Source organism: Nocardia sp. 852002-20019_SCH5090214 (genome assembly GCF_001665865.1).
Classification (GTDB): domain Bacteria; phylum Actinomycetota; class Actinomycetes; order Mycobacteriales; family Mycobacteriaceae; genus Nocardia; species Nocardia nova.
In genome coordinates this window covers 119,491-132,085 of sequence record NZ_LZMK01000420.1, presented here as the reverse complement: position 1 = coordinate 132,085, position 12,595 = coordinate 119,491, and the positions used below count along the sequence as shown (strand labels likewise).

At 67.1% G+C, this 12,595-nt stretch carries 13 protein-coding genes; 7 read left to right on the top strand and 6 right to left on the bottom strand.

What is annotated here, in order from left to right:
- Positions 1-70: 70 nt before the first annotated feature.
- Positions 71-1,264 carry a serine hydrolase gene (locus A5780_RS36155; protein ID WP_197521951.1) on the bottom strand — a complete coding sequence of 398 codons (1,194 nt, stop codon included), beginning with the start codon at positions 1,262-1,264 and terminating at the stop codon, positions 71-73.
- A gap of 321 nt (positions 1,265-1,585) precedes the next feature.
- On the opposite strand from A5780_RS36155, the gene A5780_RS36150 reads away from it, so the two are divergent.
- Both A5780_RS36150 and A5780_RS36145 read left to right on the top strand, forming a co-directional pair.
- Entirely contained in the window at positions 1,586-3,046 is a 1,461-nt protein-coding gene (locus tag A5780_RS36150) for an MFS transporter (RefSeq protein ID WP_064911274.1), read from the top strand.
- On the top strand, positions 3,036-3,689 hold the full coding sequence (locus tag A5780_RS36145; RefSeq protein WP_063015623.1) for a TetR family transcriptional regulator: 654 nt from the start codon (positions 3,036-3,038) through the stop codon (positions 3,687-3,689). Before A5780_RS36150 ends, A5780_RS36145 begins: the two co-directional genes overlap by 11 nt.
- A 13-nt stretch (positions 3,690-3,702) precedes the next feature.
- Here the strand turns inward: A5780_RS36145 and A5780_RS36140 are convergent, their stop codons facing one another.
- The 5 genes from A5780_RS36140 to sdhC form a co-directional block, all read right to left on the bottom strand.
- Positions 3,703-4,587, bottom strand: a complete 885-nt coding sequence (locus tag A5780_RS36140; RefSeq protein WP_064911262.1) for a phenylalanine 4-monooxygenase — start codon at positions 4,585-4,587, stop codon at positions 3,703-3,705.
- A 131-nt stretch (positions 4,588-4,718) separates the two neighbouring features.
- The gene (locus A5780_RS36135; RefSeq protein ID WP_030513570.1) at positions 4,719-5,495 is read right to left on the bottom strand and encodes a succinate dehydrogenase iron-sulfur subunit; all 777 of its coding nucleotides are present in this window, start codon (positions 5,493-5,495) and stop codon (positions 4,719-4,721) included.
- Complete coding sequence (gene sdhA, locus A5780_RS36130) at positions 5,495-7,279, bottom strand: succinate dehydrogenase flavoprotein subunit (RefSeq protein WP_030513571.1); 1,785 nt, start codon at positions 7,277-7,279, stop codon at positions 5,495-5,497. Before sdhA ends, A5780_RS36135 begins: the two co-directional genes overlap by 1 nt.
- Positions 7,280-7,292: 13 nt before the next feature.
- Positions 7,293-7,724 (bottom strand): succinate dehydrogenase hydrophobic membrane anchor subunit, encoded by a 432-nt coding sequence (locus A5780_RS36125; protein ID WP_030513572.1) that lies wholly within the window; start codon positions 7,722-7,724, stop codon positions 7,293-7,295.
- A gap of 1 nt (position 7,725) precedes the next feature.
- Entirely contained in the window at positions 7,726-8,127 is a 402-nt protein-coding gene (sdhC, locus tag A5780_RS36120; protein ID WP_051755344.1) for a succinate dehydrogenase, cytochrome b556 subunit, read from the bottom strand.
- A 329-nt stretch (positions 8,128-8,456) separates the two neighbouring features.
- On the opposite strand from sdhC, the gene A5780_RS36115 reads away from it, so the two are divergent.
- From A5780_RS36115 to A5780_RS36095, 5 genes are all read left to right on the top strand, one after another.
- Positions 8,457-8,858, top strand: coding sequence for a cytidine deaminase (locus A5780_RS36115; RefSeq protein ID WP_030513574.1), 402 nt, complete (start codon positions 8,457-8,459; stop codon positions 8,856-8,858).
- A gap of 44 nt (positions 8,859-8,902) precedes the next feature.
- Positions 8,903-10,189, top strand: a complete 1,287-nt coding sequence (locus tag A5780_RS36110; protein WP_064911261.1) for a thymidine phosphorylase — start codon at positions 8,903-8,905, stop codon at positions 10,187-10,189.
- A gap of 147 nt (positions 10,190-10,336) precedes the next feature.
- Positions 10,337-10,861, top strand: a complete 525-nt coding sequence (locus A5780_RS36105; protein ID WP_030513576.1) for a DMT family transporter — start codon at positions 10,337-10,339, stop codon at positions 10,859-10,861.
- Positions 10,858-11,361: a DMT family transporter gene (locus A5780_RS36100; RefSeq protein WP_063015626.1), complete on the top strand. Its 504-nt coding sequence runs from the start codon at positions 10,858-10,860 to the stop codon at positions 11,359-11,361. The genes A5780_RS36105 and A5780_RS36100 overlap by 4 nt, the downstream gene beginning before the upstream one ends.
- Before the next feature lie 109 nt (positions 11,362-11,470).
- The gene (locus A5780_RS36095) at positions 11,471-12,565 is read left to right on the top strand and encodes an adenosine deaminase (protein ID WP_063015627.1); all 1,095 of its coding nucleotides are present in this window, start codon (positions 11,471-11,473) and stop codon (positions 12,563-12,565) included.
- Positions 12,566-12,595: the final 30 nt, after the last annotated feature.

Genomic DNA, 12,595 nt, shown 5'->3' with positions numbered 1-12,595 from the left:
GCGCACGACACCCCGAACTCCGCTGCCCCCTCGACACCCCACAGCAACTCGAACCTGCGCACGATCGGGATCATCGGCGCATTGGGATTGGCGATCGTGCTGGGCTTGTTCGGGTGGTCACGCCTGGGCCGGTCGCGGCGGTAGCTTCGCAGGCCGAGACAGCTTTCGAGAGTGGCGCGGTGACACCCGCCGAGTCGAGGAGGCGGGCGGCTTGCTCCGGCGGGCGGATGGGGAGGACGTCGGCCTTGAGCAGGGTGACGACCAGGCGGTGGCCGTTGCGTTCGGCGGCGGTCACGAAGGTTTGCCGGGCGTCGTCGGTGTAGCCGGTCTTGCCGCCCAGGTCACCGTCGTAGTCGTACAGCAGGCGGTTGTCGTTGGCGATGGGGAAGCCGGGGTGGTCCTTGTCGTCGGGGATCTTGGGGTCGGCGGGGTAGCCGGGGAAGTCGTACTGCTCGGTGTGGATGATCGAGGCGAAGGTGGGGTTCTGCATGTCGTGGCGGAAGATCGTCGCCAGGTCGTAGGCCGAAGTGCTCATTCCGGGGCCGTCCAGGCCGGAGGGGGTGGCGGCCCGAGTGTCCATGGCCTGCAACTGTTTTGCCATCGCGTTCATCTTCGCGACGGTGGCTTCGTCGCCGCCGAGCTGGGTGGCGATGGCATGGGCGGCGTCGTTGCCGGAGCACATCAGCAGCGCGTGGAACAGCTGGTCGTTGGTGTAGCGGCCGCCGGGGCCGATGCCGACGCGGGTGCCGTCGGCGTTCGCGTCGTCCTGCGTGCCGATCACGACCTGGTTGGGGTCCAGCGCGGGGAGTGCGACCGCGGCCAGCAGCGTCTTGATCGTGGAGGCCGGTCGGTAGCGGCCGTGGGGATCCTTCGCGGCCAGCACCTTGCCGGTGTCGAGGTCGGCGACCAGCCAGGCGGTCGCCGAGATGTCGGCGGGCACCGGTGGTGCGCCCGCCGGAACCACCACGCCGCAGCGTCCGAGTTTGTCGCCGCCGATCGGATTCGACGGCACCGGTAGCGGCGACGGCGTCGTACTGCCGGGCGCCGGCACCTCCGAGGTATCGATCGGCGCGGGCGGGGCCGTCTTGTTCGGGCAGGAATCCGTATTCGGGGTGGTGAACGGCGTGGACGGCGGCGCGGGGGCCGCGTCGGCCACGCCGAGCCCGGTAACCGTGGTGGCGCCCAGCAGCCCGGCAGTCAGTACGGCGGCCGCCAGCGAGCGGGTTCGGCGGAAGCGGACGGTGCGGGACATGCGGGTGTTCATCGACATGCAGCTTATGCGGCGTTGCGCGATGGTGCCGCGAACACCCGCGCCCGCAAAGTATTGACAGGGACCATGAAATGAAAGCTACTATCAAAATATAGACACAACTAACTGAATGGACATGTCATGAACCTGCGGAGATCATCGGAATCGCCCGCATCGATCGGGATCGCGGCGCGGGAGCAAGAAGCCGGACGCTCGGTAGCGACCGACCGCCCGTCGGCAGCGGACCGCGAACCGCGCCCGGCCGATGCGCCGGGAGTCGATGTGCCGGGCGCCGGCCGGGCGCGCTGGCTCGCCCTCGGTGCGCTCGGGCTCGCGATGCTCACCATCGGCCTCGACACCACCGTGCTGGTCGTCGCGCTACCCACCATGGCTCTCGACCTGCATGCGAATACCGCTGCGCTGCAATGGTTCACCACCGCCTACACCCTCGCGCTGGCCGCCGTGATGCTGCCGGCGGGTGCGCTCGGCGACCGCTACGGCCGCAAGAAGTTCCTGCTGGCGGCGCTGGTCGTCTTCGGTGGAGCCTCGCTGTGGTGTGCGCTGGCGACCTCGGCGGGGATGTTGATCGCCGCCCGCGCGGTGCTGGGTATCGCGGCGGCCGCGATGATGCCGCTGTCGATGTCGGTGCTGCCCGGCCTGTTCCCGGATCGCACCGAACGACAGCGCGCATTGACGATCTGGGTCAGCTCCACCGCATTGGGGCTGCCGCTCGGCCCGATCGTGGGTGGCTGGCTGTTGAACCATTTCTGGTGGGGTTCGGTCTTCTTGATCAACGTTCCCCTGGTCGTGGTCGGGTTGATCGCGGTGGCGCTGCTGGTTCCGGAGACCCACAGCGATTCTGCCTTCCGCATCGATCTGCCCGGTGTGCTGCTCTCGGCCGCGGGCATGCTGGGGTTCACCTACGGATTCATCCGCTTCGGCGAACAGGGGTGGGGCGACGGCGCGGCCTGGGCGGCGGTGGTCGCCGGTGCGGCGCTGCTGGCCGGCTTCGTATGGTGGCAGCGGCGGATCACGCACCCACTGGTCGACATCGCACTGTTCGCCAACCGCGGATTCCGTTGGGGCACCGCGTATTCCGTTTTCGTGAACTTCGCGATGTTCGGCATGTTCTTCACCGTGCCGCAGTACTTCCAGGCGGTGCTCGGCGTCGACTCGCTCGGTAGCGGGCTGCGGTTGCTGCCGCTGATCGGCGGGCTGGTGGTCGGCACGCGGGTGGTCGACAAGCTGCTGCCGAAACTCGGGGCGCGGATCGTGCTCAGCGGCGGCTTCCTCATCCTCGGCGCCGGGCTCGCCATGGGCGCCATGACCCGGGTGAGCAGCGGATTCGGCTACACCGCGGCCTGGACCACGATCCTGGGCTTCGCGATGGGCCTGGTCATGCCGGCCGCGATGGGAATGGCGATGGGGCAGCTGGGAGCCGAGCGCGCCGGTTCCGGTTCGGCGCTGCTGCAGGCGCTGCGCCAGGCCGGTGGCACCATCGGCGTGGCGGTGCTGGGCACCGTCCTCGCCACGCAATATCGCTCCGACCTGGGCTCCTACAACCACGAGCCGGTGTCGGACGGTGTGAACGCGGGTGTCGCGGTGGCTCGGACCACCGGCAACGCCGACATGCTCGCCCATGTGCAATCGGCCTTCGTCTCCGGGATGGGCGCGATGCTGTGGCTGTGCGCCGGAGTGTGCGTGGCGGCGGCGCTGCTCGCCGCGATCCGGACCCGAAGCGGGGAGCCGGACCCGCACTCCGCGGCCGATGCGGGAGAATCGGTGCATGTCGGCTGAGTCGAAAGCACCCGCTCGGGCCCACTCCGGGGCGACCACGTCGCCCCGGGTAGGCCTGCGCGAACGCAAGAAGCAGCGCACCCGCCGCACCATCCGCGCGGAAGCGATGAAACTGTTTCAGGCACAGGGGTATTCGGCGACTACGATCGAGCAGATCGCCGAGGCCGCCGATATCTCGCCGAGCACCTTCTTCCGTTATTTCCCGTCCAAAGAGCAGGTGGTGCTGGCCGACGACGTCGATCCGATCATGATCCACGCGCTCGAATCCCAGCCGCCGGAGCTGACGCCGCTGGCCGCGTTCCGCCAGGCGATGCGCGACACCTTCGACAATCTGGACCCGCAGGACTGGCAGTTCGAGCAGGACCGGATGAAGCTGATCTACAACGAGCCCGAGCTGCGCAGCGTGATCATGCAGGAGACCGAACGCAACGTGGATCTGGTCTCCGCGCTGCTCGCCCGCCGAGTCGGCCGCGAACCGAGCGACTTCGAGGTCCGTGCCTTCTCCGGGGCCATGATCGGGGCGATGATGACCGCGTTCGGCCGGGAGGGGCTCGATCTGGACAAGATCGACCGGATCGTCGAATTCATGGAGGCGGGCATGCCGCTGGGGCCGGCGGTCCCCGGGCCGGAATCGGGCGACTGACGCCACCCTCCGATCAGGACGCGGTCAGCTCGGCGGCCGCGCTGTCGTCGGTCATGCCGGCGAAGAAGCCGCCGATCACGTCCTCGATCTCGGAAATCGACTCCGCGCAATACAGAATCGGCTGATAGTGCGTGATGTCGTAGGTCGCGGTGCCCATGTCGTGAATGTTCAGCGGCCGCAGCCGGGCGTGCCGGAACTCCTCGATCTCACCGAACGAGGACAGCAAACCCGCACCGTAGCAACGCACTTCGCCCTTTTCGCGCACTACACCGAATTCCATGGAGAACCAGAATACGTCGGCCAGGAATTTCAACGCCGCCTCGGTCTCCAGCCGGGACACCGCGGCGCCGACTTCGGCATAGATCGCGGCGAACCGTGGTGACGCCAATTGATTTGCGTGCCCGATGATTTCGTGAATCGAATCGGGCTCCGGCGTGTACAGCGGCGCGGAATGGTGGCGAATGTACTGGGTGGAGTGGAAAATTCGATCGGCGAACGAGCCGAAGAATTCGCGCAGCGGCACCAGGCCCGCCGCCGGCACGTAGCGAAAACCGGTGAGCGGCACCAGTTTCGCGGTCACCTCGTCCAGTTGCGGAATATGATCGGCAGGCAGGTCCAGCCGCCGGGCGCCCTCGAGCACCTCCGCCGACGCGTACGTCCGATGTCTGCGCGTCAACTCCGCCGACACGATGCGCCAGACCCGCTGCTCCTCCTCGGTGTAGTCGATGCGCGGCAGCGTCTCGCCCTCCCGATACGCCAGCGCCAGCGCGGCGATCGCGTTGCGCCGCGCCCGATACTCCGGATCGTGCACCCCCGGATGCTCGGCACTCAAATGCACCGTGACATCGCCGTCGTTACCCGTGGTAACCGGCGAATACAGCTGACCTTCGGTGAACATGCCTCCAGGCAAGCACCCGCACCCCGATCCGACAACAAACCCCCAGCAAACTGAGCAAATTGCCTAGTAAACGAAAGACCGCCCGCATCGCGTGATGCGGGCGGCCTGTCGAGTTCGAACTGCTACCTACCTCAGGGCCGGGCGAACAGGAGGGCTCGCTTGACCTCCTGGATGGCCTTGGTGACCTCGATGCCGCGGGGGCAGGCGTCGGTGCAGTTGAAGGTGGTGCGGCAGCGCCAGACGCCTTCGACGTCGTTGAGGATGTCGAGACGCTCGCGGGCACCCTCGTCGCGGCTGTCGAAGATGAAGCGGTGAGCGTTCACGATCGCGGCCGGGCCGAAGTAGCTGCCGTCGCTCCAGTACACGGGGCAGGAGGTGGTGCAGCAGGCGCAGAGGATGCACTTGGTGGTGTCATCGAAGCGCGCGCGGTCGGTCTGGGACTGGATGCGCTCGCGGGTGGGCTCGTTGCCGTGCGTGATCAGGTACGGCTTCACCGCGCGGAACGCGTCGAAGAACGGCTCCATGTTCACCACGAGGTCCTTCTCCACGGGCAGGCCGCGGATCGGCTCGACGGTGACGGTGAGCTCCTTGCCGTTCTTGGGCAGCATGTCGCTCATCAGCACCTTGCACGCCAGCCGGTTCACACCGTTGATGCGCATGGCGTCGGAACCGCAGACACCGTGTGCGCAGGAGCGCCGGAAGGTGAGCGTGCCGTCCAGGTAGGACTTGATGTAGATGAGCACGTTCAGGAAGCGGTCGGTCGGGAGGACCGGCACCTGGAACGAATCCCAGTGCGCGCCCTTGTCGTCCTCCGGGTTGAACCGGGCGACCTTCACCGTCACCATGGTCGACCCGTCGGGCACGGGGGCCGGCTTCTGCCCGGCCGGGGCTTCGGCTACAGCAGTCATCAGTACTTACGCTCCATCGGCTCGTAACGGGTCTGCACGACCGGCTTGAAGTCGAGCTGGATGTCGGCGATCAGCTCCGCCGGCTTACCGGGCTCGACCTGCTTGTACGCCATGGTGTGGCGCATGAAGTTGACGTCGTCGCGGTCGGGGTAGTCCTCGCGGGCGTGGCCGCCGCGCGATTCCTTGCGGTTGAGCGCGCCCACGACGGTGACCTCGGCCAGCTCCAGCAGGAAGCCGAGCTCGACGGCCTCGAGCAGGTCGCTGTTGTAGCGCTTGCCCTTGTCCTGCACGGTGATGTGCTGGTAGCGCTCCTTGAGCGCGTGGATGTCGGTCAGCGCCTGCTTGAGGGTCTCCTCGGTGCGGAACACCGCGGCGTTGGCGTCCATGGTGACCTGCAGCTCGGTGCGGATGTCGGCGACCCGCTCGTTGCCGTGGTCGCTCAGCAGCAGCGTCAGCCAGTCCTGCACCATCTGCGCCGGGTTCTCCGGCAGCTCGACGAATTCGGTGCGGGCGGCGTACTCCGCGGCGGCGATACCCGAGCGGCGGCCGAACACGTTGATGTCCAGCAGCGAGTTGGTGCCCAGGCGGTTCGAGCCGTGCACCGACACGCAAGCGCACTCACCGGCGGCGTACAGGCCGGGGACCACGTCGGTGTTGTTGCGCAGCACCTCGCCGCGGATGCGGGTCGGAATACCACCCATCACGTAGTGACAGGTCGGCATGACCGGCACCGGCTCCTTCACCGGGTCCACACCCAGGTAGGTGCGGGAGAACTCGGTGATGTCGGGCAGCTTCTCCTCGAGCACGTCCTCGCCGAGGTGGGTCACGTCGATGAAGACATAGTCCTTGTTCGGGCCGCCACCGCGACCCTCGAGGACCTCCTTGACCATCGACCGGGCCACGATGTCGCGCGGCGCGAGGTCCTTGATGGTGGGGGCGTAGCGCTCCATGAAGCGCTCACCGGAGGCGTTGCGCAGGATGCCGCCCTCACCGCGGACGGCCTCGGAGATCAGGATGCCCAGACCGGCCAGGCCCGTCGGATGGAACTGGTGGAACTCCATGTCCTCCAGCGGCAGCCCCTTGCGGAACACGATCGCCATACCGTCACCGGTCAGCGTGTGCGCGTTGGAGGTGGTCTTGTACATCCGGCCGGAACCGCCGGTGGCGAAGATGATCGCCTTGGCGTGGAAGACGTGGATCTCGCCGGTGGCCAGCTCGTAGGCGACCACGCCGGTGGCGACCGAACCGCGGTCGGTCTCGCTCATCACCAGGTCGAGGACGTAGAACTCGTTGTAGAACTCCACGTCGTGCTTGACGCAGTTCTGGTAGAGCGTCTGCAGGATCATGTGGCCGGTGCGGTCGGCGGCGTAGCAGGCGCGGCGGACGGGCGCCTTGCCGTGGTCGCGGGTGTGACCGCCGAAGCGACGCTGGTCGATCTTGCCCTCGGGCGTCCGGTTGAACGGCAGGCCCATCTTCTCCAGGTCCAGCACCGCGTCGATGGCCTCCTTGGCCATGATCTCCGCGGCGTCCTGGTCGACCAGGTAGTCACCACCCTTGACGGTGTCGAAGGTGTGCCATTCCCAGTTGTCTTCTTCGACGTTGGCCAGCGCGGCGCACATACCGCCCTGTGCCGCGCCGGTGTGGCTGCGGGTCGGGTACAGCTTGGTCAGCACGGCGGTGCGAGCCCGGGGGCCGGCCTCGATCGCCGCGCGCATCCCCGCGCCACCGGCACCGACGATGACCACGTCGTAGCGGTGTTCCTGAACCGGACGGGATTCACTCATCGCGGAGGCGTTCCTAACTGATGTTGGGGTCGAAGGTGAAGATGACGTAGGTGCCCACGCCCATGATCAGGATCATGGCGACGGCCAGCAGGGTCTTCAGCCAGAAGCGGGTGGAGTCCTTACGGGAGTAGTCATCGATGACCGTGCGCAGGCCGTTGCCACCGTGCAGCTGCGCCAGCCACAGCATGGCCAGATCCCAGCACTGCCAGAACGGGCTGGCCCAGCGGCCGGCCACGAAGCCGAAGTTCAGTCGCTTCACGCCGCCGTCGAGCATCAGCATGATCGTCATGTGGCCCAGCACCAGCACGATCAGCAGCAGGCCGGAGAAGCGCATGAACAGCCACGCGTACTTCTCGAAGTTGTTGCCGGAGGAACGGCGCGGGGTGCGGGGCGAGTCGAGGCTGGCGGGACGGTCGTAGGACTTGCCGAGAACAGGTGCGGTCATATCAGTGCTCCGTCAGCAGGTAGAAGAACTGGCGGCCGACGCCGGCGGCGGAGACCAGAACCCAGATGGTGAGCACGATCCACAGCATCAGGCGCTGGTACTTGGGGCCCTTGGACCAGAAGTCGACGAGGATCACGCGGACGCCGTTGAGCGCGTGGAACAGCACGCAGACGACCAGGCCCATCTCCATGAGGGCCACGACCGGGTTCTTGTAGGTCTCGATGGCCCGGTTGTAGGTGTCCGGGCTGACCCGCACCAGAGCGGTGTCGAGTACGTGGACGAACAGGAAGAAGAAGATCGTGACACCGGTGATCCGGTGCATCGCCCAGGACCACATACCCGGGTCGCCGCGGTACAGGGTCTTCCGCTTCGGCTGAGCCGGAGCTTCCAGTGTGGTCGTCATAGAGTGCGGTGCCTCCAACGTCGTTGATGGACACGCCGGCGAGCCGGCAGTCGGATCCGGTCGCAGCTTCGGCATACGCCGAGCATGTGAATCTGGAGAAACACCAGCTCAACTCGGGCGCTGACATCCGGAGGCGGTGGCCGGCGGTGCGTTGCCAAACCTGGACCGATCTGTGGAGAACTCTAATCCCCGGCGATTCGCGGAACTAATTCGGCGTGCCGTGCGTTGAGCCTCCAAGCGGCGAGTTAGGTTTGCCTTGCCTGAATGTTCGACGGCGTCGCGGTGCCATTTCTACGCTGTCATATCAGCCATTCGAGCGGAGGTCCGATATGCCGGAAATTGATTGGGATTCCCTGCGTCACAACGCATTTCGAGTAATGCGTAATGCGTATGCACCGTACTCCGGCTTTCCGGTCGGCGCCGCCGCTCTCACCGCCGGCGGTTCCATTGTGAGCGGCTGCAATGTGGAAAATGTCTCATACGGGCTCGGCGTCTGCGCCGAAACTGTACTCGTCGGTAACTTTTGTTCGTCCGGCGGCGGCCGTTTGCTGGCGGTCGCTGTCTGTGATTCGCACGGGGAAATCCTGATGCCCTGCGGGAGGTGCCGGCAGGTGCTCTACGAGCACGGCGGGCCGGAACTGCTCGTCGACCATCGCGACGGCCCGGTACCCCTGGCGAGGTTGCTGCCGGACGCCTTCGGGCCGGACGATCTGGCTGCCGGCCGGAAATGATGTGAATTTCCGCACCCCGAACGGGATCTGGAAGGCTTTTCGCCATGACCCATACGGCGGTGTCGGTGATCGCGGCCAAGCGCGACGGTGCGGAACTCGACGATGAACAGATCGATTGGGTGGTCGACGCGTTCACTCGCGGCGAGGTCGCCGACGAACAGATGTCGGCCCTGGCGATGGCGATCGTGCTGCGCGGCATGACCCGCCGCGAACTCGCCCGGTGGACCGCCGCGATGATCGCCTCCGGGCAGCGGATGGACTTCACGGACCTGCCCCGGCCGACCGTCGACAAACACTCGACGGGAGGAGTCGGCGACAAGATCACCCTGCCGCTGGCGCCACTGGTGGCCGCCTGTGGCGCGGCGGTACCGCAGTTGTCGGGCCGCGGCCTGGGTCACACGGGCGGAACCCTGGACAAGTTGGAATCGATTCCGGGCTGGCGAGCCGATCTGGATACCGCGCGGATGCGGTCGATCCTCGCCGACCCGGAGATCGGCGCGGTGATCTGCGCGGCCGGGGCGGATCTGGCACCGGCCGACAAGCGTCTGTACGCGCTGCGCGATGTGACCGGCACCGTGGAATCGGTTCCGCTCATCGCCAGTTCGATCATGAGCAAGAAGATCGCCGAGGGAACCGGCGCACTCGTCCTGGATGTGAAGGTCGGCAGCGGCGCGTTCATGAAGAATTTCCGCGACGCCACCGAATTGGCCACGGCCATGGTCGAATTGGGGACCGACGCGGGGGTGCGGACGGTCGCGTTGCTCACCGCGATGGACACCCCGCTCGGGCGTACCGCGGGCAATGCGCTCGAGGTCGCCGAAGCGGTGGAGGTTCTGGCCGGCGGCGGCCCGGCGGACGTCGTCGAGCTGACGGTGGCGCTGGCGCGAGAGATGGTGGCGCAGGCCGGTATTCGCGATGTCGACCCCGCCGCCGCGCTGGCCGACGGCCGCGCGATGGATCACTGGCGGGCGATGATCACGGCGCAGGGTGGCGATCCCGACGCGCCCCTGCCGCGGGCGCGGCACACCGAAACCCTGGTGGCGCAGGAATCGGGCGTCCTCACCCGGCTGGATGCGATGGCCGTGGGGCTCGCCGCCTGGCGGCTCGGCGCCGGACGCGCTCGTCAGGGCGATCCCGTGCAGTTCGGCGCAGGCATCGAGATGCACTGCAAGCCGGGCGATCCGGTGACGGCCGGGAAGCCGCTGTTCACCCTGCACACCGACTCCGAAGCGGCCGTACCCACGGCGATCGCGACACTGCGGGCGGGATTCGACATCGGAGCGGTTCCGCCGACCGCGCATCCGCTGATCCTGGGGCGGATCGGCCTCTGAGCACAGTTGGTGACCTGTCTATTGTGCCAATAACCAACGGCACGTCATTCAGGTTGCTATTCTGTGCTCGCGCGACCGCAGAATCCGGCTGGTGAGCACCGCCTGCGTGCGGCGGCATTCGTTGTCACCTAGCGAAGGACGTGTCTCGTGGGTGCTGTCGCTCTCGGACTGATCTTCTTGTTCATCCTGGCCGCCGGCGGATTACGGTCCGTCGAGGTCGGATGCCAGAACACACAGAAATTCCATCTGAAGAACATGTGGCTGTGCGCGGTGGTGTCCTACGCCGTCGCGCTGGCCGGATTCTCGGTCTTCCTCGTGATCTCGACCGTGGTTTCGCATTCGCCGTGGCCGACGTGGGCCGATGTGGAACGGATGCCCTGGTGGGCGCCGTTCGGCGGGCTGATCGGCGGTGTCGCGGTGATCGGCATGATCACCGTGGCCAAATATGTCGGTGTCGCCACCTTCAACGCCGTCGTCATCGTGGCCGAAATGCTGGTCGCGCTGGTGATGGACGACCTGGGCGCGATGGGTTTCGCCGAGCGGCACGCGACGCCGCCGCGGCTGCTGGCCGCGGCGCTGATCACCGTGGCGGTGTATCTCATGGCGAGCGATTCCCGGGAGGCGGCGCCCCGGCCACCCGAGTTCGTGCCGGCCGGGGAGGCGGCGCGATGACCGCCCGCACCACTGTCCGGCAGGCGGCGCTCGGCCGCGGGGCGATGATTCTCGTCTTCGTCCTGATGCTCGTCGGCGGCGCCCTGCGCTCGGTCGAGGCCGGATGCCAGAACTCGCTCAAACTCGCCCTGCACAACGTCTTTCTGTGCGGCGTGATCTCGTACGCGGTGGCGCTCGCCGGTGTCGGCGCGATATTCGCTGTGACACTGGCGATTTCGCCGCATCAGCCGTGGCCGTCCCGATCGGATCTGAAGACGATGCCCCGATGGGCTCCCTTCGGCGGGCTCACCGGCGGCGCCGCCATCTTCGCGATGATCACGGTGGCCTCCAGCGTCGGAGTGAGCACCTTCAACGCCCTCATCATCGCCGGTCAGATGCTGCTCGCGGCGGCCATGGACCATTTCGGTGTGATGGGTTTCCCACGCCGGCCGGTCAGCGCGCAGCGGCTGGCGGGCTGTGCGCTGATCGTCGTGGGCGCCTATCTGATGGCCAGGTACTGAGCCGAGTCCGGCTACATGGGGGCGACCGCCGGGCAACGACAGGCCGGCGGGCAGATGCACACCCGGCAAGTTGCCTGCACGGGCCCGCGAATGCGGATAGCGTCGTTACATGACTGGACCGATGCCTTTGACTCTCGCCTCGATCCGCCAGGCCCCCAAGGCCGTGCTGCACGACCATCTCGACGGTGGCCTGCGTCCCGCGACCGTGCTCGAACTGGCCGAGGACTGCGGATACGACCAGCTACCCGCCACCGACGCGCAGGCCCTGGCGCAGTGGTTCCGCGAAGCGGCCGACAGCGGATCGCTCGAGCGCTATCTGGAGACCTTCGCGCACACGGTGGCGGTGATGCAGACCCCGGAGGGACTGCGGCGGGTGGCGCGCGAATGCGCACTGGACCTGGCCGCCGACGGGGTGGTGTACGCCGAGGTCCGCTTCGCGCCCGAACAGCATCTCGAACGCGACCTCACTCTCGACGAGGTCGTCGAGCACACCCTGGCAGGCTTTCGCGAGGGCGAGCGGCTGGCCGCCGAAGCCGGCACCCCCATCCGGGTGACCTGCCTGCTCACCGCCATGCGTCACGCCGCCCGCTCCCGCGAGATCGCCGAGCTGACGGTGCGCTTCCGCGACCGCGGGGTCGGCGGATTCGACATCGCCGGAGCCGAGGCGGGCTATCCGCCCTCGCGGCATCTGGACGCCTTCGAATACATGCGCGCCAACTGTGCGCAGTTCACCATTCACGCCGGGGAGGCGTTCGGGCTGCCGTCGATCCACGAGGCGCTGGCGTTCTGCGGCTGCGATCGGCTCGGGCACGGGGTGCGGATCACCGACGACATCTTCGACGGCGACGGCTCCGAGCCCACCCTCGGGCTGGTGGCCAATTACGTTCGCGACAAACGGATTCCGCTCGAGCTGTGTCCCTCGTCCAATGTGCAGACCGGTGCCGTGCCGGCTCTGGACAAGCATCCGTTCGACCTGCTGGCGCGGTTGCGGTTCCGGGTCACCGTCAATACCGACAACCGGCTCATGAGCGATACCGACATGAGCCGGGAAATGTTGAAGCTGGTCGAAACCTTCGGCTACGGCTGGAGCGATCTGGAACGGTTCACGATCAACGCCATGAAGTCGGCGTTCATCCCGTTCCCCGACCGGCTGCGCATCATCGACGAGGTGATCAAGCCCGGTTACGCCGTGCTGATCGGATGACCACCGCGTCCCTCGGCCGATGACCGCGCC

Bases quoted from the DNA above. Each gene is read 5' to 3' on its own strand.
- A5780_RS36140 (WP_064911262.1), bottom strand. From the start codon at position 4,587: ATGTTCACCGAAGGTCAGCTGTATTCGCCGGTTACCACGGGTAACGAC.
- A5780_RS36145 (WP_063015623.1), top strand. From the start codon at position 3,036: ATGTCGGCTGAGTCGAAAGCACCCGCTCGGGCCCACTCCGGGGCGACC.
- sdhA (WP_030513571.1), bottom strand. From the start codon at position 7,279: ATGAGTGAATCCCGTCCGGTTCAGGAACACCGCTACGACGTGGTCATC.
- A5780_RS36095 (WP_063015627.1), top strand. From the start codon at position 11,471: ATGACTGGACCGATGCCTTTGACTCTCGCCTCGATCCGCCAGGCCCCC.
- A5780_RS36110 (WP_064911261.1), top strand. From the start codon at position 8,903: ATGACCCATACGGCGGTGTCGGTGATCGCGGCCAAGCGCGACGGTGCG.
- A5780_RS36115 (WP_030513574.1), top strand. From the start codon at position 8,457: ATGCCGGAAATTGATTGGGATTCCCTGCGTCACAACGCATTTCGAGTA.
- A5780_RS36100 (WP_063015626.1), top strand. From the start codon at position 10,858: ATGACCGCCCGCACCACTGTCCGGCAGGCGGCGCTCGGCCGCGGGGCG.
- sdhC (WP_051755344.1), bottom strand. From the start codon at position 8,127: ATGACGACCACACTGGAAGCTCCGGCTCAGCCGAAGCGGAAGACCCTG.
- A5780_RS36150 (WP_064911274.1), top strand. From the start codon at position 1,586: ATGCTCACCATCGGCCTCGACACCACCGTGCTGGTCGTCGCGCTACCC.
- A5780_RS36155 (WP_197521951.1), bottom strand. From the start codon at position 1,264: ATGAACACCCGCATGTCCCGCACCGTCCGCTTCCGCCGAACCCGCTCG.
- A5780_RS36125 (WP_030513572.1), bottom strand. From the start codon at position 7,724: ATGACCGCACCTGTTCTCGGCAAGTCCTACGACCGTCCCGCCAGCCTC.
- A5780_RS36135 (WP_030513570.1), bottom strand. From the start codon at position 5,495: ATGACTGCTGTAGCCGAAGCCCCGGCCGGGCAGAAGCCGGCCCCCGTG.